The organism is Rhodococcus sp. I2R (genome assembly GCF_020889545.1).
Lineage (GTDB): Bacteria > Actinomycetota > Actinomycetes > Mycobacteriales > Mycobacteriaceae > Rhodococcoides.
Genome location: NZ_JAHUTG010000017.1, coordinates 62,358 through 89,002, shown reverse-complemented (window position 1 = coordinate 89,002; position 26,645 = coordinate 62,358). Strand labels below are relative to the sequence as shown.

Genomic DNA, 26,645 nt, shown 5'->3' with positions numbered 1-26,645 from the left:
TGTGTATTTCCACTCACATGCGCGTCAGCGCCCTCAATCGATGCGCCGGTTGTGTGCCCACCTCGTGAGCGCATTCCTGTTCGACTGCTGCGTCTTTCGGAGAACGTTGGACGCGTGGGTTTCGACGGTCTTGACCGAGATGAACAGGTCTTCGGCGATCTCTCGGTAGGTGTAACCACGCGCGAGGAGCCGAAGCACCTCGAGCTCGCGTGGCGTCAACGAATCCAGTTCGGGATCGAGGGGAGGCTCCGGCGCCGCCGACTTTCCGGTGAACGAGTCGAGCACGAACCCGGCGAGCCGAGGGGAGAACACCGCGTCTCCCCCGGCGACGCGTCGCACACCGTCGGCGAGCTCGGCCCCAGAGATGGTCTTGGTGACATAGCCGCGCGCACCTGCACGGATGACAGCGATGACGTCCTCGGTCGCGTCGGATACCGACAGCGCCAGGCAGACCGGACCGGCCGATATTCGCCCGAGGACGGCGACGCCCCCGCCGTCGGGCATGTGGACATCGAGCAGCACGACGTCGGGCTTGGTGGCCTCGATGCCCGCCACCGCGTCGGCGACGCCACCTGCCTCACCGACCACTTCGAGATCGGGTTCACGCCCCAGTTCGGCGCGCACCCCGGAACGAAACACTGCATGGTCGTCGACGAGAAAGACACGAAGAGTGTCGGTCACCTGGGCTGCTCCTGCGGTATCGGCTGCTGCGGTAGCGGTTGTTCGGTATCGACGTGTTCCGCTGGCTGAGGCTCCTCTGGTGTGCGGTTGCGGGGCATCAGAATTCGGACTTCCGTTCCCTTGCCCACCTGGGAGCGTACAGATACCTCGCCACCGCGCCTCTCGATTCTTCCTCGGATCGATTTGGCGAGGCCCTGCCGATCCACCGGCACGAGGTCCTCGTCGAATCCGGCGCCTCGGTCGCGAACGAACACCGTCACCTTGTCCGGTTCTGTCTCGGCGAACAAATCGATGTTGGTCTCCCCGGAATGCTTGGCGGCATTGACCAGTGCTTCACGCGTGGCGCCGAGCAAGGCGGTGAAATGCTCACGCGGCAGACCGGATTCCGAGTCGATTGCCGAAAGCTGCACGTCTCCGACCGTGATCGGCCGAACCGTCACACCGTGCTGGTCCTCGACCTCGCCGGAGATGGTCTTGAGCGCCTCGGACAGCGACGAGTGGTCCGGGTCGCCGCCCTCGAACAACCACTTTCGCAGCTCGCGCTCCTGACCACGCGCCAGCCGCATCACCTCCTGCGGCTGATCGGACTGCTTCTGAATCAACGCCAGCGTCTGCAACACCGAATCGTGCAGGTGAGAGGCGATCTCCTCTCGTTCGTCGTTGCGAATACGGGCCGAGCGCTCCGTATTCAACGTGCGCCACATCCGCAACCACACCGGAACGGTGAGCAACGCGGCACCGACAAGGGTGACGATGACGGCCAACAACGACGATCGGACCGCTGCGATGTCGACACGTGCGAGAACCACGACACCCAGGCCGAGAACGATGAGAGTCGCACCTCCTACCACCCGGGCCCAGCTGAGCACGGTCGGCTTCTTCGGCATGCCCAGAACCGAACGTGGGCCGTCGGAATCGAATTCGCGCCATACCAGCGCCGCACCGATCACGACCACCACGATCGGAACCAGAACCGATGCTGCGGTGCCGTCCAGCAACCATGCCAATCCGGCGGCGAGACCGAGACCGAGCGCCGAGAGTCCGAGCGCCCGCTGGCGTTCCGCGTCGCTCGGGCGGTCCACATCGGTGCCCGCGGGTGTGAACACCCACAGCAGCCCATAGGCGAAGATGCCGGCACCGGCCATGACGGCGAGCAACGCGAACGCCACCCGGACCTTGAACACGTCGACGCCCAAATGATCCGACAGGCCGCCGGCCACCCCACCCACGATGCGACCGCCACCCCGCCGGTAGAACTTCACCGGATCGGGGCCCGCGGACGTGGGCAGTAGCTCGACATGGTTCACGTCTCCGATCCTGGCACGAATCGGAGGTCTGCCGCATCAGGGTCTCCCCTGATGTTCCACTGCCCTGATGTTCCACTGCCCACCGACTCGAACCGAGGACGAGACTCGGTCAGGAGAAGATCAGGGCGATCCCTGATGCAATTGCCGCCGAGACGGACCACGATGGTTCTATGAGCAACGCAACCGTCTCCGACCAGCTACAACATATGTGGCGAACTCGTCCGTACCGGTTGCCGCAGCGAGGCCACATTGCGGGAGTCGCCGCAGGCATCGGGTACCGCTACGGCATCGACCCCGTTCTCGTTCGTGTCGCCCTGGTCGTCGGAACCATCTTCGGCGGCGCCGGGATCGTCCTCTACCTCGCGGCCTGGCTTCTCTTCAGCAAAGCAGGCGACACAGCCTCGCCCGCGGAATCTCTCATCGGCAAAGGCGGCAGCTCGGACTCCACGACCAAGGTCGTGGTTCTGATCGTCGCTCTGGTCATCGTGGTCTCGACGATCGGACCGGTCGGAGTCGGCATGGGCGGTTCCGGATTGATCAGCATGGTGGCTCTGTTGGCTGGGTGGTGGTTGTTGTATCAACGCCGGCCCGAACCTCCCGAGTTTCTTCCGGACGGCGCCCAGGCCTATCTCCAGCAGGGCTTTCCGATTTCGTTCAACTCCCCGTACGGCCCCAACGTGGGCGTGCCGAACAGCCCCTGGGCAGGTGCCAACTACCGGCCACCAAACTATGACGCCACTCGCCCCCCGTACACCCCGTATACGACGCTTCCCAGCAATTACGTCCCGAACCCGAGTCCGGCCGCGCCGCCGGAGGAGTCCACATCGGTGAATCTGACGAAGGACACCGGCGAGTCGGCGATCCCAGATCAGCCGACACCCCCGTCCTGGGATCCGCTCGGGGTCGCACCATTCGCCTGGGACCTGCCGGAACCGGCGTCGGCGCAGGTACCCGAGGCGGCGGAGAAGAAGCACCGATCACGGTGGACGACGAGTTTCATCGGACTGGCACTGGTGGCCGCGGCCGTGACGGCGGGTATCGCGTACGCCTCGGATTCGACGTGGCTGACGCCCGCGCGTATCGGCGCGGTAGCTCTCGCCGTCGTCGCAGTCGGACTCATCCTCGGTGCGTTCCTACGCAGGGGGTACGGGTTGCTCGTGGTAACCGGGCCCCTGCTGGCGTTCGTGGTCCTCGCCTCGATCGTGGGGCCGATTTCGATCGACGGCGCCAACTCGGGTGAGCAGCGAGTGGCGCCCACCACGTTGGCCGAACTGCAGCCGAGCTACGCCGTGCAGCTGGGTGATCTGCAGCTCGACCTGCTCGGACTCGAGCTCACCGAGGACGCCACGGTCGAGATCACCGTCGCGGCGGGCAACGCCACCGTGATCGTCCCGTCGTCGATGAACGTGCTGACCGAGTGCACAGCCGTCTTCGGCTCGACCTCGTGCGAGCCCGAAAGTGTTCGCCAGCGCGGCAACTCAGCCGAGAACACGCACGTCCTGACGATCGACGGAAACGTACAATTCGGAAACCTGGAGGTCATCCGTGAATGAGACATGGCAATACGGCGACAGCGACGAGGACACCCCCGAACAGAACATGGCCCGCTCCCGCCCGTCGGCACTGCTCTTCCTCGTCGGCCTCGCTGCGATGATCGTCAGCGTGAGCGCGCTGATCGGGCCACCGGCAATCGAAGCGCTCGGCAACGTCGAGTTCCGCTGGGTGTTCGTCATAGCGGCGATCGTCATCGGACTGACTCTGCTGGTGGCTCCGAGCCGCAAGAAAAACTAGCTACTCACTCCCACTCGATCGTGCCCGGTGGCTTGCTCGTCACATCGAGAACGACTCGGTTGACCTCCGACACCTCGTTGGTCACCCGAGTCGAAATCGTTTCCAGCACGTCGTAGGGCAGACGGGTCCAGTCGGCCGTCATCGCATCCTCGCTCGACACGGGACGCAACACGATCGGGTGACCGTAGGTACGACCGTCGCCCTGCACACCGACGCTGCGCACGTCGGCGAGCAGTACCACCGGGCACTGCCAGATCTGCTCGTCGAGCCCGGCGGCCGTCAGTTCCTCGCGCACGATCGAATCGGCCTGACGCAGCGTAGCCAGCCGGTCTCGGGTGATCTCACCGACGATTCGGATCGCGAGGCCGGGTCCGGGGAACGGCTGGCGACCGACGATGTCCTCGGGCAGACCCAGTTCACGACCGACGGCACGAACCTCGTCCTTGAACAGCGTCCGCAGCGGCTCCACCAGCGCGAACTGGAGGTCGTCAGGCAGACCACCGACGTTGTGATGGCTCTTGATGTTCGCAGTACCCGAACCTCCACCGGATTCGACGACATCGGGGTAGAGGGTGCCCTGCACGAGGAACTCCACCTCGGCTCCGTGCGAGGCGTTCTCGCCCAGCACCTCGGCGACAGCGCCTTCGAAGCTGCGAATGAACTCGCGGCCGATGATCTTGCGCTTCTCCTCGGGGTCCGAGACTCCGTCGAGTGCCCCGAGGAAGGTGTCGACGGCGTCCACGGTGACGAGCTTGGCGCCGGTCGCAGCCACGAAGTCCTGCTGAACCTGCTCACGTTCACCCTCGCGCAGCAGACCGTGGTCCACGAACACACAGGTCAAACGGTCGCCGATGGCGCGTTGAACGAGAGCGGCGGCCACTGCCGAGTCGACGCCGCCCGACAGTCCGCAGATCGCCTGCCCGTCGGGGCCGACCTGCTCCTGAATCTGCTCGACGAGAGCGTCGGCGATGTTCGCGGCCGTCCACTCGGCCTTGATGCCCGCCGTCTCGTGCAGGAAGCGGCTCAGAACCTGCTGCCCGTGCGGCGAGTGCATCACCTCGGGGTGGTACTGCACGCCCGCGAGGCGGCGCTCGGTGTTCTCGAACGCTGCCACGGGTGCGCCCGCGCTCGTCGCCGTGACGGTGAACCCGTCCGGTGCCGCTGTGACGGCGTCGCCGTGCGACATCCACACCGGCTGTGTGGCAGGCAGACCTTTGTGCAGCACACCGCCGTCGACGCTCAACTGCGTCCGGCCGTACTCGCGTGTTCCGGTGTGCGAGACCGTTCCGCCGAGCGCCTGGGCCATCGCCTGGAACCCGTAGCAGATGCCGAAGACCGGGATGTCGAGGTCGAACACCTTGTTGTCGAGAGCGGGAGCGCCCTCGGCGTACACACTGGACGGTCCGCCCGAGAGCACCAACGCGACCGGGTTCTTCTCGGCGATCTCCTCGACCGTAGCGGTGTGCGAGATGACTTCGGAGAACACGTTCGCCTCGCGAATACGCCTTGCGATGAGCTGTGCGTACTGAGCACCGAAGTCGACGACGAGTACGGGCCTGGGCAGTGCAGTTTCGGGCTGCTGCGATGCGGTCACCGGGTCAGTCTAGTGGGGGTCACCGCCCGCGAATTACGCAGCACCCGAGGTGGCAGGCTTAGGTTTGTGATCCGGTTTGTGATCCGGTTTGTGGTCCGGAGTACGGATCTCGACGATGGGCAAGCGCAGAGCCGCCGGAGCGGATGCGGGCACCGCGGGGCTGTTCGGAGCGATCGGATCCACCCGCTCGTAGGGCAAGCCCTGTCGCGGTCGAAGATCCTGCTCGCCCTTGTTCGGCCAGAGTGCTGCGGCGCGTTCGGCCTGGGCGCTGATGGTCAGCGAAGGATTGACGCCCAGGTTGGCCGACACAGCGGCACCGTCGACGACGAACATCGTCGGGTAGCCGTGAACACGCTGGTAGGGGTCGATGACACCGTGTTCGGGATCGGACGCGATGGCGCATCCACCCAGGAAGTGCGCCGTCAGCGGGATGTTGAACAGCTCACCCCACGTGCCACCTGCGACGCCGCCGATCTTCTTCGCGATCCGCCGAGTTGCATCGTTCCCCTCGGGAATCCAGGTCGGGTTCGGTTCGCCGTGCCCCTGCTTGCTCGAGATCTTGCGACCGAAGATTCCGCGCTTGGTGAACGTGGTGATGGAGTTGTCGAGGTTCTGCATGACGAGCGCAATGATGGTGCGCTCGCTCCAGTTCTTGACGTTGACCACGCGAACGAAGTCGGCCGGGTTCCGCAGGAGTGCGATCAAGAACTTGAGCCAGCGCGGAATGCGGCCTCCGCCATCGGTCATCAACGTCTGCAGCAGTCCCATCGCGTTCGAGCCCTTGCCGTAGCGAACCGGCTCGATGTGCGTGTTCGAGGACGGGTGGAACGAGGAGGTGATGGCGACACCCTTGGTCAGATCCACGTTCGGATCGACTTTCAGCTTCGCCGCGCCGACGATGGACTCGGAGTTGGTCCGGGTGAGCTCGCCGAGCTTGTCGGACAGCTTCGGCAGCTTGCCCTCGTCCTTCATCTTGTGGAGCAAGTTCTGCGTGCCCCACGTGCCGGCTGCCAGCACGACGTGCGCGGCGGTAAAGGTCTTCGGGCCCTTACGAACCCACGCGCCCGTTCGCTCGGTCGTCACATCCCAGGTGCCGTCGGACAGGGCGCGCAGGCCGGTTACCGTCGTCATGGGGATGATCTCCGCGCCGGCTCGTTCGGCCAGGGCGAGGTAGTTCTTGAGCAGTGTGTTCTTGGCGCCGTGTCGGCAGCCGGTCATGCACTCGCCGCATTCGATGCAGCCTGTCCGCTCGGGTCCTGCGCCGCCGAAGTACGGGTCGTCGACCTTCTTGCCGGGCTCGTCGCCGAAGAACACACCGACCGGGGTTTGGATGAAGGTGTCAGCGACGCCCATGTCCTCGGCAACGGACTTCATGACCTCGTCGGCGGGTGTCATGTGCGGGTTGCGAACGACTCCGAGCATGCGAGTCGCCTGGTCGTAGAACGGTGCGAGTTCACTGCTCCAGTCGGTGATGTGGGCCCACTGCTTGTCCTCGAAGAACGGCTCCGGCGGCTGGTACAGCGTGTTCGCGTAGTTCAGCGAGCCACCACCGACGCCCGCGCCCGCGAGAATCAGGCAGTCGCGCAACAGGTGGACGCGCTGAATGCCGTAGCAACCGAGCTTCGGCGCCCACAGGAAGCGTTTGAGATCCCAGCTGGTCTTGGCGAAATCCTCGTCCTCGTACCGACGTCCGGCTTCGAGAATGCCGACCCGGTAGCCCTTCTCGACGAGGCGCAGTGCGGTGACGCTGCCGCCGAACCCGGATCCGACGATCAATACGTCGTAATCCGTCTTGCGAGCCTGTGAACTCCGAGCTTGTGCACTCATGGTGACCTCCGCCGTACGTGATGCAGCTAGCCGTTGCTCATCGACACCCACATACGATGTGATCGCGACCACATCGTATGTGACATACGCGCTGAGGTGACAACGGGCTTATGACAGTTGACACATGCCACTGTAGCTGTAACTCGAAGTGTCACCAAGCTGGCACCATTGCGCTACGCCCGAACGTTCAAGCCCACCTTCTGGAACTCCTTCAGATCCGAGTAGCCGGATTTCGCCATGGAACGACGCAAACCTCCCACAAGGTTGATGGACCCGTAGGGCTCACTCGACGGACCGTGCAGCACCTCGTCCAAGGACGGGCGCTCACCCGCAGCGACGGGTAGCAGAGCGCCGCGCGGCATCGAGGGGTGGGCAGCGGCCGACGGCCAGTACCAGCCTCCACCCGGCGCTTCCGCGGCAGCAGCGAGCGGCGCGCCGAGAACGGCAGCGTCGGCGCCACAGGCAATGGCCTTCGCAAGAGCACCCGAGGTGGTGATGTCACCGTCGGCGATGACGTGGACGTAGCGTCCACCCGTCTCGTCCATGTAATCGCGTCGTGCAGCAGCAGCATCGGCGATGGCGGTGGCCATGGGAACGCCGATGCCCAGCACCTCGCCCGACGTCGTACCGCCCTCGACCGAGCCGTACCCGACGATGACACCGGCGGCACCGGTACGCATCAGGTGCAGCGCAGTGCGGTGATCGCTCACGCCGCCGGCGATGACGGGCACGTCGAGGTCCGAGATGAACGTCTTGAGGTTGAGCGGCTCCCTGTCGCTGTGCGCAACGTGCTCGGCCGAAATGATGGTGCCCTGAATGACCAGCAGATCGACACCGGCCGCCACCAGTGCAGGGGTCAACCACTTGGCGCTCTGCGGGCTCACCCGCACCGCGACCGTCACTCCCGACGCACGAACCCGAGCGACCGCGGCGGCCAGCAGATCCGGCTGCAGCGGAGCGGCATGCAACTTCTGCAGAAAGGCCACGGGCGCATCGACATCGAAGTCGTTCTCCGCGATGGCGACCAGCTCGTCGATCTTGGCCTGAACATCGGTGTGGCGCGCCCACAGTCCTTCACCGTTGACGACTCCGAGGCCCCCCTGCTTGCCCAACGCGATGGCGAACTCCGGCGAGACCAGCGCGTCCGTGGGATGAGCAAGTACCGGTATGTCGAAGCGATAGGCGTCGAGCTGCCAGGCCGTCGACACCTCCTTCGACGACCGCGTACGGCGCGAAGGCACGATATCGATATCGTCGAGCTGGTAGGTACGCCGGGCTTCTCTGCCCATGCCGATTTCAACGAGGTCGCGCACGCGCGCACCTTTCCTTGGAGTTCAATGAAATTCGCTTGTGATGCCGAGGCGATCAGCGGGTCGCGTAGTTCGGCGCTTCCGCTGTCATCGTGACGTCGTGGGGGTGGCTTTCCTTCAGACCCGCGGCAGTGATCTGCACGAATTGGGCGTTCTGCAGATCCTCGATCGAATTGGATCCGGTGTAGCCCATCGCCGCGCGCAAGCCGCCGGTCAACTGATGAATGACCTGATTCAGTGGGCCGCGGTAAGGAACGCGGCCCTCGATGCCCTCGGGTACCAATTTGTCCTCGGCGAGCACATCATCCTGGAAGTAGCGGTCTTTGGAGAACGACTTCACCGCACCACGTCCCTGCATGGCGCCCAGTGAACCCATGCCGCGGTAGCTCTTGAACTGCTTGCCATTGACCAGAATCAGTTCGCCCGGCGACTCCGCCGTACCGGCGAGCAACGAACCGAGCATTGCCGTCGACGCGCCGGCCGCCAGTGCTTTGGCGATATCACCCGAGAACTGGAGTCCGCCGTCCGCGATCACTGGAACGCCGTGCTGCTTGCACGCCGTGACCGCTTCGAGGATTGCGGTGATCTGCGGCGCACCCACGCCTGCGACGACGCGTGTGGTGCAGATCGAGCCCGGACCGACACCGACCTTGACCCCGTCGGCGCCGGCTTCGACGAGCGCCAACGCACCCGCTCGGGTCGCTACGTTGCCGCCGACGATCTGAACACGTTCGCCCACCTCGGCCTTGAGCTTGCTGACCATCTCGAGGACCTGAGCGTTGTGCCCGTGCGCAGTGTCGACGACGAGGACGTCGACGCCCGCATCGGCCAGTGCCATGGACCGCGACCACGCGTCCTGCCCGACGCCAACTGCGGCGCCGACCAGCAGCCGACCGTCGCGGTCCTTCGTCGCGTACGGATGCTGCTCGGTCTTGACGAAATCCTTGACTGTGATCAGTCCGGTGAGCGCTCCCTGCCCGTCGACGATGGGGAGCTTCTCGATCTTGTGGCGTCGCAGCAGTCCGAGCGCGGCCTCGGCCGTGACACCTTCGCGTGCGGTGATGAGCGGAGCCTTGGTCATCACATCGGCGACGCGACGGTTCTGGTCCACCTCGAAGCGCATGTCGCGGTTGGTGATGATCCCGACGAGCGCGCCGGTCTCGTCCGTGACGGGCAGCCCGGAGATCCGGAATCGTGCGCACATCGCGTCGACCTCGGCGAGGGTGTCCGTCGGCTTGCAGGTGACCGGGTCGGTGACCATTCCGGCCTCGGACCGCTTGACCGTCTCCACCTGTGCGGCCTGGTCTTGCCAGGAGAGGTTGCGGTGCAGGACCCCCATGCCGCCGGCTCGCGCCATGGCGATGGCCATCCGCGCCTCGGTGACCGTGTCCATCGCCGAACTGACGAGCGGAACCCTCAGCCTGATCTCACGGGTGAGCTGACTGGACGTGTCCACCGCACTGGGGATCAAGTCCGACGCAGCAGGCAGTAGAAGGACATCGTCGAAGGTCAGACCGAGCATGGCGACCTTGTTGGGGTCGTCACCGCCGGTACGGACGTGGGCTCCGGAACTACTCATGTGGATCTGGCCCTCCCTAGAGCCTGGATGCTCCTCGTTGCACGCAAGAGACGATGCGTGGACGAGAGGCGTGTCGAGAACGGATGGAGAACTTTCGGCGAGTACGCGCGCTCACTCGCGCGGCGCCTGCCTATGGTATCGGCTCCGCCCAACCAGCGTGAACGCGCATCGGAGGGGGCGCTCGACCCGTGCACGAGCCGCGGTCGAGGCCGACTGCACAACCACGATCGCGCATTGATCTCGGTGTGCCGATAGTCGAACGGCTGGCGCAGACCCACCAATCCTGCGTACCGTGGAGGCGTGCGCGATCAATTGCCTCCAGGTCTACCGCCGGATCCCTTCGCCGGTGACCCCGCCGACCCCTCGGCCGCCCTCGACGCGATCGAACCCGGCCAGCCACTCGATCCTCAGGAGCGGCTCGCCGTAGAGGAAGATTTGGCGGACCTTGCCGTGTACGAGGCTCTCCTCGGACACCGAGGCATCCGCGGTCTCGTCGTGTGCTGCGAGGACTGCCAGCAGGATCACTACCACGACTGGGACATGCTCCGAGCCAATCTTCTCCAGCTGCTCGTCGACGGCACCGTGCGTCCTCACGAGCCCGCATACGATCCGGTGCCGGACGCGTATGTCACGTGGGACTACTGCCGTGGCTACGCAGACGCATCGATGAACGATGCGTTGCACGGCGACGGTTACGACAACTGACGCAGGCTGCTTCGGCGCCCCTGAGTACGGACCAACATGCAAAGGTGCCCTCCACGAAATCGTGGAGGGCACCTTTGCATGTGACTCGGCTGAATCCTGCTCAGCCGCCGTTGTCGGCCGTGTCGACACGCGGTTGCTGTGATGTCCCGCCCGAAGTCGAGCCACTTGCAGTTGCCGTCGGGCTCGGCTCGCGCAAGATGGTCGGATTCGGAACGGTGGTGGTAACCGGCGGTTCCGAGGGTGCGGGCGATACCGGCGCACTCGATACCGGCGGAAGCGCGGGCTCGGTTGTGATCGGCGGCAGCGGCTGCTGCGGAACCGACGTCACAGGAACACCGGGGATTGCTTCCGGTGCCACGGTGCCGACCGGGGGTGCAGGCAGAATGGGGGCCTGGAGAATCGGCGGGATCGTCGGCACGAACGTCTGCACTTGATCGAGCAATCGTTGCATCCAGATCTCGAGATCGGAGCGCTGAGCGGGGTTGATGACCGACCCGGTACTCGCAGCCGCCCCGTCGAGGAGAGCCCGAGCTCCGTCGACATCGCCGGATGCGATCAGTTCTTCGGCCTGTTCCAGCTTCGACGTCGTCTCAATTTGAGCGACGGTGGAATCGGCCTGCTCCGAGAACACGACAGACTTCACACTCCACAGCGGATCTCCGGGCGCGGAATCGTACGAGAAGGCGACCAAGCCGCCCACGACGACGGCAATCGCCGCCGCGGCACCCGCCACTGGCCTGAGCAGACTCGATCGCCTACCGACCGATGCCCTTCGGGACAAACCGGCGGCGGCGATCTCGTGATCGACCGCTGCGGCCACCTCATCCAGTTCGGGACCCGACGGAAGCGCTGGAGCGATGATCTCGGCTCGCCAGTTCGTCAGCAGCAGTGCGAGCTGGTATTCGTCGGCGTTGTCCGTGGCGACCGGGCCGTCACCGCGGATCGCCTCGATGAACTCGTCGTCTCGTCGCACTGCAGCAATGTCTACTGGACCGGTTTCTGTCGACAGATCGCCGACAGTCCCGTCAGAGGCATGCTTCGGCGCCGAATGATCGTGGCGACCAATACGGGGAATGCCATCACGGCCGTTGTTCCTAGCCATACATTTCACCCGCTTTCACAACTTCGTTCTTCAACTTCGCGAGGGCTCGATGTTGAGCCACGCGTACCGCGCCTGCCGTACTGCCCACTGCTGCCGCCGTTTCCTCGGCCGACAGACCGACGACCAGACGGAGTACCAGAATTTCTCGGTGCTTCGCCGGAAGCGTTCCCAGCAGTTCGGTCATCTGTCTGCTGGACTCGGATTCGAGCGCACGCTGCTCGGGTCCGTGTTCGGTGGATACGACATCCGGTACTTCGGCGGCCGGGTCCGATTTGTTACGCGAGGCGCTTCGATGCGCGTCGGCAACTTTGTGAGCCGCTATTCCGTACACGAAGGCCATGAACGGTCGGCCCTGATCCTGGTAACGCGGCAAGGCGGTCATGACGGCCAAGCAGACCTCCTGAGCCACGTCGTCCGCCGAGAGCTGACCGCGCTCAGCAGACCCCACTCGCGCGCGGCAGTACCGCACGACGAGTGGACGGATGATTTCCAGCACTCGGGAAAGTGCGGCTCGTTCGCCCTGCGCTGCGGCAACGACGAAGGAGTCCAACTCCTCACCCGTGTTGTTCATCGCTCAAGATTTCCCAGCGTTACAGTGACGCCGCCGGAGTTCGACGACGTTTCCACCAGTAGGTGGAACCTAGTAAGAATAGCTACCTCACACCCTCCGATTCGAACCGCTCGGTACGCGGATTCACGCACCAGCGAGGACCGCTCCACGGTGGCGCAGAATCACCGCGCATTCGTCGGCAATGGGCAGTGCTGTCGTGACCTCACCGAGACCGTTCAGCAACATCGCTGCCGCCCAGCGCAATGGGACCAACCCGTGCTCGGCGCAGACGTCTACCACGCTGTATGCGATCGTGCGACTATCCCCGACTTCTCCTGCCGTGCAGTACGCCGCCGCCGTGATCAGCTCCGTCTTCACCCGGTGGCGCAACGAAATGGTATCGGTCGAACGCTCACGTGCATCCAGGGCGTGTCGGAGTGCAGTCCGACCGTCACCCGAGACCATCGCGAGTTCCGCGCGTACCCACTGCATCCTCAGCTGCTGGCGCCACATCGGCTCGGGGGGCCAACCCGAATCCAAAAGATGTCCACAACGGGTGAGCAAGGCATCCGAGGTGGCAAGACGTCCGACGCCGAGCATGTCTGCGGCCAGTCCGGTCAACGCGTCGCACTGCGCCTCGACGACGTCCGCCGAGTCCGACCCCGATGCCGAGTCCGAGTCTGCTGTCAGGCCTACCAGCGCGAGGGCGGCTCCATCGTGCGCGGCGGCAACGGCGTGACCTCCGGTCTGCCTCGACCAGGAAGCCCTCGTCGAGGCCATCAGCGATCTCAACGCTACCGACACACCTGCTTCGGCCTCGAGCGCGTCGAGTTCGGCGGCGGCGGCGTTGTATCTACCCTGGCCGCCCAGCGCCACTGCGCGGTGCCACTTCGCGGTCGGATCGGTGGCCGAGGGTAACGGCCACCGGCCCGGATCGGGTCCCCAAGCGGTCGGCACGTTCACGAGTCGAACAGTACGTAAGAAGATCCCCAGCCGTTGGGGTTGCGGATCTCATTTCGACTGCGTGTTTCGGTACTTTCCCCGGACTCGACGGTGATAAATGGACGCTTCGGCCCTTTGTTTCACGGAATTAACAATTCGTTCGGTAACCACGATGTGAGCTGAATCTGTCCATTTCGTATCCAACAGGTTAATGCCTTCTCGGCAGAACTGTTGCGGTCGATAGGCACCCGGTTGCGATTTCGAGCCGGGCGCACCCGTCCGAGGACTCGGACCGGTGGCGCGGGACCCGAATTCCTACCCTGTCCCCGCCGTGTACCGGCTCCGCCGTCAATCCGCGCAATGACTCCTTGACAGCTCTGCGAGCAGGCGATTCACGGCGGTAGCCGGTTCGACGTGAGCGCCACCTCAACCGCTTGTCAGCACCTGACAACCGCCGAGGTCGACACTGCGATCCTCATCGCATCGCCATGGCAGTGCCTCCGGGAATCCGCAAGCGCTCAGACGTCACGCACGAAAAGTGGTACAAGTAAATGTCGCGGGAGTTAATTTCTCGGTTTTCACCTATGCAAAACGCCACGGTGGAGGGCTATTGACGCCATTTCACAGCCGCACATAACGTTGTTTCAGTTCCTACGGACCGGCGTCACACGACGGTTTTGCAGAACGAGTAGACCACACCATCGTCTTCACCGCAGAGGACACAAAGCCCCATCCCGGGCGTCGATCAGACGCGTCGCCGCAACATCGCCACAACCGAAGCCGGCGAGCACACACCCCTAGGAGCTCTCATGCCACAACCGAACCACCTCCCTGGGCCCAACGCAGATATCTGGGACTGGCAGATGCACGGACTCTGCCGCGGGGTCGACTCGTCGATGTTCTTCCATCCGGACGGCGAACGCGGCCGAGCACGCGCCCAGCGCGAGATGCGCGCCAAAGAGATGTGCCGAAGCTGCCCAGTGCTCGCCCAGTGCCGGTCGCACGCGCTCAGCGTCTCCGAGCCCTACGGAATCTGGGGCGGAATGTCGGAGACCGAACGAGAAATGCACGCACGGCACAACCGTCGCCGCATCGCCGTCTGACGGGGCACACGCAAGAGAACATCAAACGAACGAGGACCCCGTCCGATTGCTCGGGCGGGGTCCTCGTTCGTTCTCGGCAGTTCAGGTCAGTGGTTGTGACCGTGCCCGCCCGCCGACTCTTCTTCTTCGACAGGCTTTTCGACGATGGCGCTCTCGGTCGTCAGGATCATGCGCGCGACGGACGCTGCATTGACCACTGCCGAACGAGTGACCTTCACCGGATCGACGACACCATCAGCGAGCAGGTCGCCATAGGTGAGGGTCGCGGCGTTGAAACCGTGTCCCTTGGCCAGCTCGGCGACCTTGTTCACCACGACTGATCCGTCCATACCGGCGTTCGTGGCGATCCAGAACAGCGGAGCGTTGAGCGCGTTGCGCACGACTGCGACACCAGTCGCCTCGTCACCGGTGAGACCCAGATCGTCGGCGAGAGACAGCGCGGCCTGCGTCAGAGCAGAACCACCGCCGGGCACGATGCCCTCTTCGACCGCCGCCTTCGCCGCGTTGACGGCGTCGTCGACACGGAACTTGCGTTCCTTGAGTTCGGTCTCGGTTGCGGCGCCGACCTTGATGACCGCGACGCCGCCGGACAGCTTCGCCAGACGCTCTTCGAGCTTCTCGCGATCCCACTCGGAGTCGGTGTTCTCGATTTCGCGACGCAGCTGCGCAACGCGAGCGTCGATATCGACCTGGGTGCCCGCCCCGTCGACGATGGTGGTGTCGTCCTTGGTCACCACGACGCGACGAGCCTGGCCGAGGAGCTCCAGACCGGCTTCCTTCAGGCTCAGACCCACATCGGAGGTGATGACCTGGCCGGCAGTGACGACTGCGAGGTCATCGAGGAACGCCTTGCGACGGTCACCGAAGAACGGAGCCTTGACGGCCGCTGCCTTGATCGTCTTGCGGATCGAGTTCACGACGAGGGTGGACAGAACTTCGCCCTCGGTGTCCTCGGCGATGATCAGCAGCGGCTTGCCACTCTCGGCGACCTTCTCCAGAAGCGGAAGGAAATCCGGAAGCGAGGTGATCTTCTCGCGGTGCAGGAGGATGTATGCGTCCTCGAGCACGGCCTGCTGGGAGTCGAGATCGGTCACGAAGTAGGGCGAGAGGTAGCCCTTGTCGAACCGAACACCCTCGGTGACGGTGAGCTCGGTGCTCAGAGTCGACGATTCCTCGACCGTGACGACGCCGTCGGCACCGACACGAGTGAGAGCTTCACCGACGAGTTCACCGATCTCAGGGTCACGGGAGGAAACGGTAGCGACCTGCGCGATGGCTTCCTTGCCCTCGACGGGAGTCGCTGCAGCCAGAAGTGCCTCGGCGACCTTGTCGGCAGCCTTGGCGATGCCGGAGCCCAGCGCGATGGGGTTTGCACCCGCCGCGATGTTCTTGAGTCCACCGCGAACCAACGCCTGCGCGAGCACGGTTGCCGTCGTGGTGCCGTCACCGGCCACATCGTTGGTCTTGGTCGCGACGCTCTTGACCAACTGCGCGCCGAGGTTCTCGAACGGGTCTTCCAGGTCGATCTCGCGTGCGATGGACACACCGTCGTTGGTGACAGTGGGACCACCGAAGGCCTTGGCGAGCACGACATGCCTGCCGCGTGGCCCGAGCGTGACCTTGACGGCGTCGGCGAGCTTGTCGACGCCACGCTCGAGAGCGCGACGCGCGTTCTCATTGAAAATGATTTCTTTGGACATCTTCTGGGGCTACTCCTTCGAGTGCGGAAAGTCGATCGAAACGCAGTCCGCCCCGGGACCGAGTGTGTCGGGCTCCGGGGCGGAATGCGTGAGGCTTACTTACCGATTACGGCCAGCACGTCGCGTGCCGACAGAATCAGGTACTCCTCGCCGGCGTACTTGATCTCGGTGCCGCCGTACTTGCTGTAGATGACGGTGTCGCCTTCTTTGACGTCGACCGGGATCCGGTTGCCCTTCTCGGTGACACGACCCTCGCCGACTGCGACGACGGTGCCTTCCTGAGGCTTCTCCTTGGCTGTGTCGGGGATGACCAGACCGGAGGCGGTCGTCGTCTCGGCCTCGTTGGCCTGGACGAGGATCTTGTCCTCGAGCGGCTTGATTTTCACGCTCGCCACGTTGAGCCCTCCATTGTTATGGGGTACGCGTCCGGGGTCGGATCCCCGAACTGCTGTGTTTTGCCGATATTGTTCTACGTTCGCAGCTCTTCGCTCGTTCCCGTCGTCGCGGGTTCCGGGACTTCGCTCAGCGCCAACTAGCACTCTATACACGCGAGTGCCAGCACTCAACCCCAACGTGTGCAAACACTTCAGGTGCAGTCCGTCATGGCCGCACGCACCAGCGGGGCCACCTCGGTGCCGAGCAACTCGATCGCATGCAGAACTTTCTCGTGCGGCAAGGTCCCGACGCTGATGTGCAACATGAAGCGCTCGAGTCCGAGTTGCTGCGCGGTCGAGACGATCTTGTCGGCGACGACCGCAGGGTCTCCGATGTAGAGTGCGCCATCCGGGGACCTGGAAGCGTCGAAGGACGACCGCGAAATCGGTCCCCATCCTCGCTCGCGCCCGATGTGGGACATCGCCACCCGGTAGGGCGGAAAGAACTCGTCTGCTGCTGCCTGCGTGGCATCGCCGACATACCCGTGGGCATGTGCTGCGATCGGGGCGTGAGGTTTGCCGAGCTCGGCCAGGGCAGGTCGTAGCCGAACAACGGGAACGACTCGGTGAAGGAGCCTCGGCCAGCGATGATCTCGGCGCGCCCGGACGACATCTGATCGAGCGTGGCGAAGTCCTGAAAGACCCGCACAGGGTCGTCGGAACTCAGTACGGTCACTGCGCTGGTAAGTCGTATCGACCGGGTCGAGCCCGCGATCACCCCCAGTACGACGGCCGGTGCGGATGCCGCGAAATCTTCACGGTGATGCTCACCGACGCCATAGATGTCGAGACCCGCCGCCTCGGCGGCCTGCGCTTCCTCCACCACCTGCCTGAGTCGATCACCGTGCGAGGTGAGATCGCCCGTATGCGGATCCGGATACGTCTCGACGAATGTGGTGACTCCCAGTTCGAACGGGGGATTGCTCATGAAAAAAGCCTAACCGGCACTAGCCTCGAGCTTTCCGCGCTTGCCCGCGGCGCACTGCCGCGACGAGCAATCGTCCGCCCAGTGCGACGAAAAGGACATTGCAGACCATCTGCACCGAGACGATTGCGCGGGCCAGATCGGTCGAGGCGGTGATATCCCCGAAGCCGACCGTCGAGAAAACGGACAGCGTGAAATACAGACTTCCCACGCGCGTGAGCGACTCGGAGAAATCGCCCGAATGACGCTCAGCCAAGAGGTAGTAGCCCGCCGCGAAACCGATGAGGTAGACGGAGATGACTGCACCGAGCGCTTCCCCGGCCTGCAGGGCCGGATAGTCGGCACGCACCACTCGGTGCACCTGCCATATACACACCAGTACGACCACGACCAGGGTCGCCACCAGCAAGACTACGGAACCGAGATCGGCAACGTCGTCCATCGGAACAACGAAGTAGCCCGTGGTCAACACAACCGCGGTGGCGATCGGACGGAGCACTGCGCGCCGAATGACCGCGCGCCTGGCAGAATCGTCCAGTTGCTGGTACGAATCCGAGGACGTCATCTTTTCCACCTTCGTAGGAATCGTTTGTGACCGGACCTTCGAATTCTCGAACAGAGCTCCAGCTTTTGCCCCCCGTTCGCGCGAGCCGCGTTTCACATTCACCCTTTCGGTTCTGTAACGTTAAGATAACGAGACGTGATATCCGTGAAGGAATACACGTGGTGACTGGCCGAAAGCGCCGGAACCGGCGAACCAGGCTCACCGGCTGCGTTCGTATGCGAACGAGGCGGGAGGTGCACCATGAAGATCGGTATCGGAGTATCCGCCGGCACCGACGTGGTGTGCGCGGTCCTCCTCGTCGAATGCGTCGATGGCACCCACTCGGTCGAGTACCGAACGATTTCCGCCGATGGGGATGTCAACTCCGACATCGGCGAACTCGTGGCCTCGGCCATCGAACTTATGGCCTCCCTCGCACCTTCCGATCCCACGTCGCCGGAAGCAACCGGTCGACGCGCGCCGAACGCGATCGCCGTGTCGTATCGCACCACCGAACAAGCCTCGTCGATCCGGTCGGCGCTCGCCCACTCGGACCGCAGCGTTCTTCTCGTGCCCGAAGCCGCCGCGGCGCATGCTTTCCTCGAGAATTCGGGATTGGTCGCGCGGTACGACTCCGTGGCCGTCGTCGACATCGGCGCCTCCGGTACGACAGTTTCCATCATCGACCCTCACACCGGCACCGTTCACGCCGCCGATCGCACCGACCGCTTCGGCGGCACGGTGGCGGACCGAATCCTGGGAAACCTGGTGCACGGTCACAACACAATTGCGGAACCGAGCCTGCGTAACGACCGAGGGGTCAAACGCGGCGAGCGGAGCCGAATCTCCGCCCGATACCGGGCGGCCAAGGAGCACCTGTCGACTGCGGATTCCGCGGCTGTGAGCGGGATCGAGGGCGCATCGGTCGATCGGGCATCGTTCGCGGATGCACTACGACCTCGGGTCGACGGCGTAGCCGAGTTCACGAGAGAGACTGCCGCGTCGGTCGACGCGGCGATAGAGGCTGTCGTTCTCATCGGCGGAGGCGCGAGCATTCCTCTCGTGCGATCCACGTTCGAATCGGCGCTGAAGGTCCCCACGCTCGTGCCCGACGAGGCCGATACCGTGCTTGCGAAAGGCGCTGCTCGACTCGCACTCGACTCCTCGGCAGGTATGCATGCTGCCGGAACGCACTACGCGAGCACCTACGACACCGTCGGAGGCGCAACGAACACCAGTAGTCGATCGGTCGGCAAGTATTCGGGCGCAGTGCTCGCAGCACTCGTTGCCGGCGTGATCGTACTGGCCTACGGGGTGCAGGCCCTTGCTCTGCGCGGCGAAGCCGATGTCACGCCGGCTGGTTCGGCCGTCGAATCGGCGAACAACGAGACACGGCCCGAACTGCCCGAGGACGAGGCGCCTTCGGTTCCGACCTCGACCGGCACTGATTCGACCGTCAGTGTGCCGTCGATGCCTCGGGGCGGGCCTGCCACTACGCGCGCGACCCCGACCCCGACACTCACGCCCGCGCCCGACCTTCCGATCATCGAGTGGCCCGCACGATCGACCACCCGCCAGCTCGCGCCCGACCCGACCCCTGCGAGATCGGCGCCGACCTCGACGGAGCCGGAGTCCCCACCGAGCGCAGCAGTGCCGAGCCCGACCGATTCGACGGAGCCCGACGCCACCCCGGCGCCCGAGGAGACGACCGCCGTTCCGCCCAGCGAGAATCCCACCGAATCGGACACTCCGGTGGAGCCGACGCCGGACTCGACGACCGAACCGCCCACGGCTACCACAGGGGCGACGCCCACTCTGGTCACGCCCACCACGGACGCCCAGGCCGAGCCGACATCGCCCACCCTGGCTCCCCCGTCGACGGTATGGACTCCGCCGCCGAGCAGCGGAACTGCCGAGTCCGACGCGGCGGAACCGGTCGGTTGACCCGCTAGCTGCGTTTTGTGACGAAACTGGTCGAAACCGGGAGACCCGGATCGGTCGCCACCGACAAATCGGAAGGCTCGGCTCCCCCGGCGACGAGGTGCGCACCCAATGCAGCGATCATGACGCCGTTGTCCGTGCACAGTCGCGGCTTCGGAATTCTGAGCGTCAGACCCGCTGCGCCGCAGCGTGCCTCGACCATCGATCGGATTCTGGAATTGGCCGTGGCACCGCCGCCCAGGACAACCGTATCCACAGCGACGTCCTCGGCCGCACGCACCGCCTTCATCGTCAACACGTCCGCAACCGATTCCTGGAACGACGCCGCGATGTCCGCGACAGGAATGCTGTCCCCGGCACGACGGCGCGCCTCGACGAAGCGCGCGACCGCGGTCTTCACACCCGAGAACGAGAAGTCGTAGCGCGCATCCTGTGGGCCGGTCATTCCTCGAGGAAACGCAATCGCAGCGGGATCACCCTCGCGTGCAGCGTCATCGAGAGCCGGACCACCGGGATAGCCCAGTCCGAGGAGTCGGGCGACCTTGTCGAAGGCCTCACCCGCCGCGTCATCCACCGTGGTCCCCAACTCCACGATCGGCGCACCGAGGTCGTCGACGTGCAGGAGGTGAGTGTGTCCACCGGAAACCAGCAGGGCCACGCACGAGGGCATCGGACCGTGTTCGAGCGTGTCGACGGCAACGTGACCACCGAGGTGATTGACCGCGTAGAAGGGCACACCCCACGCAGCCGCATACGCTTTGGCAGCAGCGACGCCGACCAACAGGGCGCCCGCGAGACCCGGACCGATCGTCACCGCTACCGCGTCCGGGCGGTCGATATCGGCGGTAGCCAGTGCACGCCGCATCGTCGGCACGATCGCTTCGAGATGTGCACGCGAGGCCACCTCGGGCACTACACCGCCGTACCGTGCGTGTTCGTCGACGCTGGACGCGACCTCGTCGGCGAGTAGTTCGCAGGTTCCGGATTCATGCCAGCGCACGATTCCCACACCGGTTTCGTCGCAGGAACTTTCGATGCCCATAACCTTCAGGCCGTCGACGTTCACGCTTGATTCACCGCCCCCACGACCGGGCGCTGCATCGTGAAAGCGTCTGCGCCACTGGGTTGATAGTAGTTTCGTCGAGTGCCGACCACCACGAATCCTTCCCTGTTGTACAACTCGATGGCCGGGGTGTTGTCGATTCGCACTTCGAGGAACACCGGGCCACCGTGCCGGTCGGCAGTGTCGAGCAGCGCTTTCAGCAGGGCACCGCCGACTCCGCGGCGATGCGCGGCAGGGTCGACGCCGATGGTGTGTACCTCCGATTCGACCGCTTCCCCCCGACCGAGCAGAGCGATGCCCGCGTACCCCACGAGGTGGTCCCCTTCTCGCGCAGCGAAGTAATGATTGTGCGGCGCAGCGAGTTCCGACAGGAAAGCACGCTCGGACCAGGGGTCGTCGCCCGGGAACAACACGCTTTCGAGTTCGGCGCAACGCGCGGCATCGGCCGCCACCATCGACGTGATCTCCACGCTCATCTGCCGACCTGCTTCGCTGCTTCCCGCTCGGCGATGGTCTTCGCGTCCGGTCGCCGCAGGTACATCGGGACGAGCGGTTGCGGCGTCGCTCCGGAGATCAATGCGGTGGCCGCTACCAGCACCAGCCCGTGCGGAGTCGGCGACGTCACTTCTCGCACCGGCATCTCGAACAGTGCCGCGTGCGCAGGGGAGCCTGCCGCCACGGTGGCTCCACCGCGGTCGACCGACTCGGGACCACAGACCTGCGGACCTGCCACCCGGACACCATTGCGATACCGCGCCCAATACACCTCACGCCGGCGCGCGTCTGTGACCACCAGCAACTCCGGTTCCGACAACAATTCGGCGGCGATGGCGTCGAGACTGCAGACACCGTGAACCGGTATGCCCAAGGCGTCACCGAAGGCGGCCGCGGTAGCCATCCCCACGCGTAGTCCGGTGAACGGACCGGGGCCGACGCCGACCACGACGGCGTCGAGATCGGATGGGGCGAGAGCCGACTGTTCGAGACATTCGACGATGTTCGGGGTGAGCACCTCGGCATGCAGTCGCGCATCGACCACGATGCGCTGCGCGAGAGTCTCGATGCCGGCATCGCTTCCCTCGGCTGCCGTCGAGCGGGGTGCGAAACGAACGACGCCGGCGGTGACAGCGGGAGTGGAGGTATCGACGGCGAGAACGAGCACGGTAGTTCAGAGTACCCGCACGCAACTACCGGTTCGGTCCGCGCCGCGAGAGTCACACCCCGCGCGCGGGCACCGCCCCGACGCGACGCACACGCACACGTCGCACATCCGACTCGTCGTCTCTGCGCAACTGGACGAGTAGGTGACTGTCCGTGAGTGTCTCCACCAAGCCCTCGCCCCACTCGACGACGACCACCGCGCCGACCAGATCGGTATCGAGATCGAGGGCATCGAGTTCGTCGAGCGCCGACTGCCCGGTCATCCCCAGTCGGTAGGCGTCGACGTGAACCAGGGTCACCGAAGGCAGCCCTCCGGGCCGCGGTCCCGGTCGATGCTCACGCGCAATGACGAACGTCGGCGAACTCACCCTGCCCTGCACACCGAGTCCGGCGGCCAACCCACGCGCCATGGCCGTCTTGCCGGCGCCGAGGGGGCCGTCGAGAATCACCAGGTCCCCGGCGTTCAACGTGTGCGCGAGTTCGAACCCGAAGGCCTCGGTGTCCGCCACGGTGGGCAAAGCTCGCTCGCGGTCCTCGGCACTCTCGGCCGCGGCGGACACGTCCCCGTGTGAATCAGACAATGCCCCTCCGCCCGGATCGACGCTTCGACCGCATCTCCTTTGCCCGCGTACCCAACCGCACGAGCGCAGCGTTGACCTTGTCCGGAAACTCCAGCTGCACGAGGTGGCCGGCTTGGCGGATGCGCACCATGTCCGAGTGCGGCAGCGCATCCGCCAGCGCAACCGATTTGTCGAACGGGATTATCCAGTCGTCGTCCCCACAGACGACCGCGACTGGTATGCGGGCGAGGTGAACCAGTGCGTCGGTCTCGTCGTGCAGCTCGAGAGTCTCCAGAAAATTGACGATCGTGACCACGGAGGTGTCGTCGATCATCTGCTGTGTGAAGTCGACGAGTCTCGGGCTCACGCGGGTTCCGTAGGACGCGGCCCGCAGCACCGGAGCCACCATGGCCTTGGCCGCGCCGCGACCCAGCTGGACCACGCCAGGGGAAGTTCGCACAGCCCGACGAAATGCGTCGACCACAGGATTGGAGAGGCTTCGTCCGAGGCCGGTCTTCGTCAGGCCGGCTGCCGTCGTGGAGATCAGCGCGACCCCGATTACCCGTTCTCGCACTATCTCCGGCTTCTGACGCGTCATGGCCAGAATCGTCATGCCGCCCATCGAGTGGCCGATCAACATGAGGTGCCCGCGGGGCGCAACCGACCTGAGCACCGCGTCGAGATCGAGTCCGAGTTGAGCGATGGTGCAGCTCTCCGGTGTTGGCAGACCCGACCGCCCGTGCCCGCGCTGATCGTAGAAGACCATGCGGACACTCGATCCCCATTCCTGCTCCAGCGCCTGGCGCTGGAAATGCCAGGAGGCCATCCGCAGGCAGTAGCCGTGTACGAACACCGCGGTGATCGGCGCGTCCGCAGGACCGACCTCGCGCACAGCAAGGGGAACCCCGTCGTCCGCGATGACGATCGAACCTCGGTCGGCATCCATCAACTCGAAGTTCTCGGTGGCCAACGGATCCTTGTTGGAACGCAGCACTGTCTCGCGAAGGGCGATTCCGACACTGTTCAGAATTCCCAGGTTCTGTGCCAACTTCACGTCGACGTCTCCTCGGGTGCCGTCGGTTGCGGTGTCCGTTCGCCTTCCACAGGTCCAAACTGGGCCAGGCCGGCGTACCGACGTCGAGCACGTCCGCCGACGCCGGTGACGACCTCGTAGTGGATGGTGTCCAGCGTATCTGCCCATTCCTGGGCACGGGGTTGCCCTGCCTCACCCGATCCGAACAGCACGGCGGTGTCCCCCGCCTGCACGCCCGCACCATCCGGGCCCAGGTTCACCACGAACTGATCCATGCACACTCGACCGACGGACGGAAAACGGCGCCCCCCGATCGCAACGTCGAATCGGCCACTCAAGCTCCGTGGCACACCGTCGGCATAGCCCATGGGAATCAAGCCGACGACGGTGTCCTCGGGTGTGGTCCAGGTGTGGCCGTACGACACGCTCTCCCCCGCCCCGATCTTCTTCACCAACGCCACCTGTGCGGACGCCGTCATCGCCGGCTTCAACCCGAAATCGCCGAGTTCGGGAATCGGGGACAACCCGTACATCGCGATGCCGGGTCGAATCATGTCGAAGTGAAGATCGTGGCGGGTCATTGCAGCAGCGGAGTTGGCCAGGTGCACCACCTCGGGGCGAACTCCAGCCGCCACGGCACGGGCCACACACTCCCGCAACACTGTTGCCTGCCGGTCGTTCGCCGGATGCCCCGGCTCGTCCGCGCACGCGAGGTGGGAGAAGATGCCGCGCAGGCGAACCGACTGCTCGGCCGCCGACCGCGCGAGTAGCGACAAGACGGCGTCGAACTCCCCGGCCGCTATTCCGTTTCGATTGAGTCCGGTATCGACCTTGAGCGTGACCTGCGCGGTGCGATGCGTGCGACGAGCGGCATCGACGACGGCGGCCAACTGCCCGAGCGAGGACACTCCGATCTCGACGCCGGAGGCGATCGCCGGCGCGAAATCGGTGTCCGTCCGGTGCAGCCAACACAGAATCGGCGCAGTGATGCCCGCGTCTCGGAGCGCGAGTGCCTCGGCGACGGTGGTGACCCCGAGCTCGAGTGCACCCGCAGCCAGAGCCGCGTGCGCGACGTGGACCGCGCCGTGGTTGTACCCGTCTGCCTTCACCACGGCCATCGTCGCGGCGTCCCCCGCGTGCTCGCGGAGAACGCGAACGTTGTGGTCGATGGCGGCGAGATCGACGACGATCGAGCCGCCGCCCCCGGTCTCGGAGAACCTGTCGGTCTCGGAGACGGTGTCGGAACTACCCGATGCACCGACCCGTCCATTCTTCACAAGTGTCGATAGTGCCACTCGTGGGCGTGCATGTTCACGCGAGGGGGAGCATTCTCGCTCTCCGCTCATTGCGTGACCGAACGCACGATCCTGATCGCGTCGCGCACCGATGCGAGCAGCGGACCGGCGGAGATCGGTGCCGCGAACTCCCCTCCCGCCCCGTAGGCGGCTGTGGCCGCGGCCAGCGCGTGCACCCGAGCACCGCAGGCCGCGGCGATCATCGGATCCAGGCCCGAGGCAAGGAGGGCCCCGAGGATGCCAGCCAGGACGTCTCCCGACCCAGCGGTCGAGGCCGCCGACCCGCCTGCGTCGTTGACGAGCACTCTGCCGTTCCGGTCAGCGATCACCGTGGCACGCCCCTTGAGCAGCACGGTCACACCCCATTGCGAGGCCAACGCGCGAACAGCCTCGACGCGGTCCGGACCGGTCGCGTGTCCGGTCAGCCGTTCGAACTCGCCGGCATGCGGAGTCAGCAGAGTCGGCGCCGCACGGCCGCTCACCAGTTCGGGCGCTGAGGCGATGACGGTGAGCGCGTCGGCGTCGAGGACAACAGGGAGGTCCGATCGAAGAACCTCGGCCAACGACGCCTTCGAATCCGCATCCGTGCCGAAACCCGGTCCGATCACCCAGCCCTGCACGCGTCCGGCATCATTCGGATCGGATGCGACTATCACCTCTGGATAGTGCGAGACAACCTCGGCGGCGGCGGTTCCCAGATAGCGAACCATTCCCGACGTGGCAGCCACCGCGGCGCCCGTACACAGCAGTGCCGCGCCCGGGTAGCGATCGCTGCCCGCCATGACACCGACGACGCCCTGCGTGTACTTGTCGTCCTCCGCGGTGGGTATCGGCCAGATCGCTCCCACCTCGGCCGGTTCGAGAGCGGACAGATACGGCTCCGGGAGCGAGAGTCCGATATCGACGAGTTCGACTCGACCGCAGTAGGGAACGGCCAGCACGTGAGCGGGTTTGCGCGCACCGAAGGTCACGGTGACCGCCGCCCTGACGGCCGGCCCGTCGACGGCCCCCGTCTGCGGGTCGACACCGCTGGGGATATCGGCCGCCACTATCGGCGCTTCGATCGCGCCGACCATGTGGGCGGCATCCGGACGCAGCGGGCCTTTCCCCGAGATGCCCACGATGGCATCGATGACGATATCGGCAGGCCCCGGAATCGACACCACGCGTCCGCCCGCACGGCGGAAGGCAGCGAGCCCTGCTGGGTGGGTGCGATCCGGGTTCGACAAAACAGCCGTGACCGCGGCCCCGCGTCGGCGCAGGATCGCCCCCGCCCACAGCCCGTCGCCACCGTTGTCACCGGATCCGACGAGAACGCACACCCTGCGCCCGAACACGCCTCCGGTTCGAGCGATCAGCTCGGCAGCCACCACGGTCGCCAGACCCTGTGCAGCTCGACGCATCAGCACGCCGGGTTCCAACGAGTCCAGCAGGGGCCGCTCGGCCGCCCTCACCTGATCTGGGGTGTAGTACTGCCGCATCTCGTCCCTTCCGGTGC

At 65.2% G+C, this 26,645-nt stretch carries 24 protein-coding genes and 1 pseudogene; 5 read left to right on the top strand and 20 right to left on the bottom strand.

The features are described 5' to 3' along the window. Nucleotides 1-33 precede the first annotated feature (33 nt). The gene (locus KVY23_RS17755; RefSeq protein ID WP_230557619.1) at nucleotides 34-681 is read right to left on the bottom strand and encodes a response regulator transcription factor; all 648 of its coding nucleotides are present in this window, start codon (nucleotides 679-681) and stop codon (nucleotides 34-36) included. Continuing rightward, nucleotides 678-1,988, bottom strand: a complete 1,311-nt coding sequence (locus KVY23_RS17750) for an ATP-binding protein (protein WP_083667625.1) — start codon at nucleotides 1,986-1,988, stop codon at nucleotides 678-680. The genes KVY23_RS17755 and KVY23_RS17750 overlap by 4 nt, the downstream gene beginning before the upstream one ends. A 170-nt stretch (nucleotides 1,989-2,158) precedes the next feature. Here KVY23_RS17750 and KVY23_RS17745 point away from each other — a divergent pair, with 170 nt between their 5' ends. Continuing rightward, entirely contained in the window at nucleotides 2,159-3,541 is a 1,383-nt protein-coding gene (locus tag KVY23_RS17745) for a PspC domain-containing protein (RefSeq protein ID WP_230557618.1), read from the top strand. Beyond that, on the top strand, nucleotides 3,534-3,779 hold the full coding sequence (locus tag KVY23_RS17740; protein WP_075838869.1) for a hypothetical protein: 246 nt from the start codon (nucleotides 3,534-3,536) through the stop codon (nucleotides 3,777-3,779). The genes KVY23_RS17745 and KVY23_RS17740 overlap by 8 nt, the downstream gene beginning before the upstream one ends. Nucleotides 3,780-3,783: 4 nt before the next feature. Here KVY23_RS17740 and guaA read toward each other — a convergent pair whose 3' ends face one another. From guaA to guaB, 4 genes are all read right to left on the bottom strand, one after another. Next, a complete protein-coding gene (gene guaA, locus KVY23_RS17735) occupies nucleotides 3,784-5,373 on the bottom strand; it encodes a glutamine-hydrolyzing GMP synthase (RefSeq protein ID WP_075838868.1) in 1,590 nt (529 codons plus the stop codon). A gap of 33 nt (nucleotides 5,374-5,406) precedes the next feature. After that, nucleotides 5,407-7,200, bottom strand: a complete 1,794-nt coding sequence (locus tag KVY23_RS17730; RefSeq protein ID WP_075838882.1) for an FAD-dependent oxidoreductase — start codon at nucleotides 7,198-7,200, stop codon at nucleotides 5,407-5,409. Nucleotides 7,201-7,373: 173 nt separating this feature from the next. Beyond that, complete coding sequence (locus tag KVY23_RS17725) at nucleotides 7,374-8,513, bottom strand: GuaB3 family IMP dehydrogenase-related protein (RefSeq protein WP_075838867.1); 1,140 nt, start codon at nucleotides 8,511-8,513, stop codon at nucleotides 7,374-7,376. Nucleotides 8,514-8,565: 52 nt separating this feature from the next. Further along, entirely contained in the window at nucleotides 8,566-10,089 is a 1,524-nt protein-coding gene (guaB, locus tag KVY23_RS17720; RefSeq protein WP_075838866.1) for an IMP dehydrogenase, read from the bottom strand. A 300-nt stretch (nucleotides 10,090-10,389) separates the two neighbouring features. Here guaB and KVY23_RS17715 point away from each other — a divergent pair, with 300 nt between their 5' ends. Next, entirely contained in the window at nucleotides 10,390-10,794 is a 405-nt protein-coding gene (locus KVY23_RS17715; RefSeq protein WP_075838865.1) for a DUF5319 domain-containing protein, read from the top strand. Nucleotides 10,795-10,894: 100 nt separating this feature from the next. On the opposite strand, the gene KVY23_RS17710 is transcribed toward KVY23_RS17715, so the two are convergent. From KVY23_RS17710 to KVY23_RS17700, 3 genes are all read right to left on the bottom strand, one after another. Beyond that, nucleotides 10,895-11,767 carry an anti-sigma-D factor RsdA gene (locus KVY23_RS17710; RefSeq protein WP_230557617.1) on the bottom strand — a complete coding sequence of 291 codons (873 nt, stop codon included), beginning with the start codon at nucleotides 11,765-11,767 and terminating at the stop codon, nucleotides 10,895-10,897. Nucleotides 11,768-11,888: 121 nt separating this feature from the next. Beyond that, nucleotides 11,889-12,467, bottom strand: coding sequence for a sigma-70 family RNA polymerase sigma factor (locus tag KVY23_RS17705; protein ID WP_075838863.1), 579 nt, complete (start codon nucleotides 12,465-12,467; stop codon nucleotides 11,889-11,891). 123 nt (nucleotides 12,468-12,590) lie between these two features. Then, nucleotides 12,591-13,409 (bottom strand): hypothetical protein, encoded by an 819-nt coding sequence (locus tag KVY23_RS17700; RefSeq protein WP_230557616.1) that lies wholly within the window; start codon nucleotides 13,407-13,409, stop codon nucleotides 12,591-12,593. Nucleotides 13,410-14,197: 788 nt separating this feature from the next. On the opposite strand from KVY23_RS17700, the gene KVY23_RS17695 reads away from it, so the two are divergent. Beyond that, nucleotides 14,198-14,491 (top strand): WhiB family transcriptional regulator, encoded by a 294-nt coding sequence (locus KVY23_RS17695; protein ID WP_075838862.1) that lies wholly within the window; start codon nucleotides 14,198-14,200, stop codon nucleotides 14,489-14,491. An 86-nt stretch (nucleotides 14,492-14,577) separates the two neighbouring features. On the opposite strand, the gene groL is transcribed toward KVY23_RS17695, so the two are convergent. The 4 genes and pseudogenes from groL to KVY23_RS17675 all read right to left on the bottom strand — a co-directional run bounded on the left by groL (nucleotide 14,578) and on the right by KVY23_RS17675 (nucleotide 18,115). Next, nucleotides 14,578-16,191 (bottom strand): chaperonin GroEL, encoded by a 1,614-nt coding sequence (gene groL, locus KVY23_RS17690; RefSeq protein ID WP_206509656.1) that lies wholly within the window; start codon nucleotides 16,189-16,191, stop codon nucleotides 14,578-14,580. A 95-nt stretch (nucleotides 16,192-16,286) separates the two neighbouring features. Further along, nucleotides 16,287-16,586: a co-chaperone GroES gene (gene groES, locus KVY23_RS17685; protein ID WP_075838861.1), complete on the bottom strand. Its 300-nt coding sequence runs from the start codon at nucleotides 16,584-16,586 to the stop codon at nucleotides 16,287-16,289. 191 nt (nucleotides 16,587-16,777) lie between these two features. Beyond that, nucleotides 16,778-17,553 (bottom strand): annotated as a pseudogene (locus KVY23_RS17680) (LLM class flavin-dependent oxidoreductase). A 19-nt stretch (nucleotides 17,554-17,572) separates the two neighbouring features. After that, a complete protein-coding gene (locus tag KVY23_RS17675) occupies nucleotides 17,573-18,115 on the bottom strand; it encodes a potassium channel family protein (RefSeq protein WP_206509655.1) in 543 nt (180 codons plus the stop codon). A 240-nt stretch (nucleotides 18,116-18,355) separates the two neighbouring features. Here KVY23_RS17675 and KVY23_RS17670 point away from each other — a divergent pair, with 240 nt between their 5' ends. Further along, nucleotides 18,356-20,038, top strand: coding sequence for an Hsp70 family protein (locus KVY23_RS17670; protein ID WP_230557615.1), 1,683 nt, complete (start codon nucleotides 18,356-18,358; stop codon nucleotides 20,036-20,038). Between the two features lie 4 nt (nucleotides 20,039-20,042). Here the strand turns inward: KVY23_RS17670 and tsaD are convergent, their stop codons facing one another. The 7 genes from tsaD to KVY23_RS17635 form a co-directional block, all read right to left on the bottom strand. Next, nucleotides 20,043-21,077: a tRNA (adenosine(37)-N6)-threonylcarbamoyltransferase complex transferase subunit TsaD gene (gene tsaD / locus KVY23_RS17665; RefSeq protein WP_374108740.1), complete on the bottom strand. Its 1,035-nt coding sequence runs from the start codon at nucleotides 21,075-21,077 to the stop codon at nucleotides 20,043-20,045. Between the two features lie 20 nt (nucleotides 21,078-21,097). Further along, nucleotides 21,098-21,574 carry a ribosomal protein S18-alanine N-acetyltransferase gene (gene rimI / locus KVY23_RS17660; RefSeq protein WP_230557614.1) on the bottom strand — a complete coding sequence of 159 codons (477 nt, stop codon included), beginning with the start codon at nucleotides 21,572-21,574 and terminating at the stop codon, nucleotides 21,098-21,100. Further along, complete coding sequence (gene tsaB / locus KVY23_RS17655; protein ID WP_075838857.1) at nucleotides 21,571-22,260, bottom strand: tRNA (adenosine(37)-N6)-threonylcarbamoyltransferase complex dimerization subunit type 1 TsaB; 690 nt, start codon at nucleotides 22,258-22,260, stop codon at nucleotides 21,571-21,573. The genes rimI and tsaB overlap by 4 nt, the downstream gene beginning before the upstream one ends. 52 nt (nucleotides 22,261-22,312) lie before the next feature. Beyond that, a complete protein-coding gene (tsaE, locus tag KVY23_RS17650) occupies nucleotides 22,313-22,819 on the bottom strand; it encodes a tRNA (adenosine(37)-N6)-threonylcarbamoyltransferase complex ATPase subunit type 1 TsaE (protein WP_206510025.1) in 507 nt (168 codons plus the stop codon). A gap of 13 nt (nucleotides 22,820-22,832) precedes the next feature. Beyond that, nucleotides 22,833-23,873 carry an alpha/beta fold hydrolase gene (locus KVY23_RS17645; RefSeq protein WP_075838856.1) on the bottom strand — a complete coding sequence of 347 codons (1,041 nt, stop codon included), beginning with the start codon at nucleotides 23,871-23,873 and terminating at the stop codon, nucleotides 22,833-22,835. Next, nucleotides 23,870-25,129, bottom strand: coding sequence for an alanine racemase (gene alr, locus KVY23_RS17640; protein ID WP_374108738.1), 1,260 nt, complete (start codon nucleotides 25,127-25,129; stop codon nucleotides 23,870-23,872). The genes KVY23_RS17645 and alr overlap by 4 nt, the downstream gene beginning before the upstream one ends. A 65-nt stretch (nucleotides 25,130-25,194) precedes the next feature. Continuing rightward, a complete protein-coding gene (locus KVY23_RS17635; RefSeq protein ID WP_230557613.1) occupies nucleotides 25,195-26,628 on the bottom strand; it encodes an NAD(P)H-hydrate dehydratase in 1,434 nt (477 codons plus the stop codon). Nucleotides 26,629-26,645 lie beyond the last annotated feature (17 nt).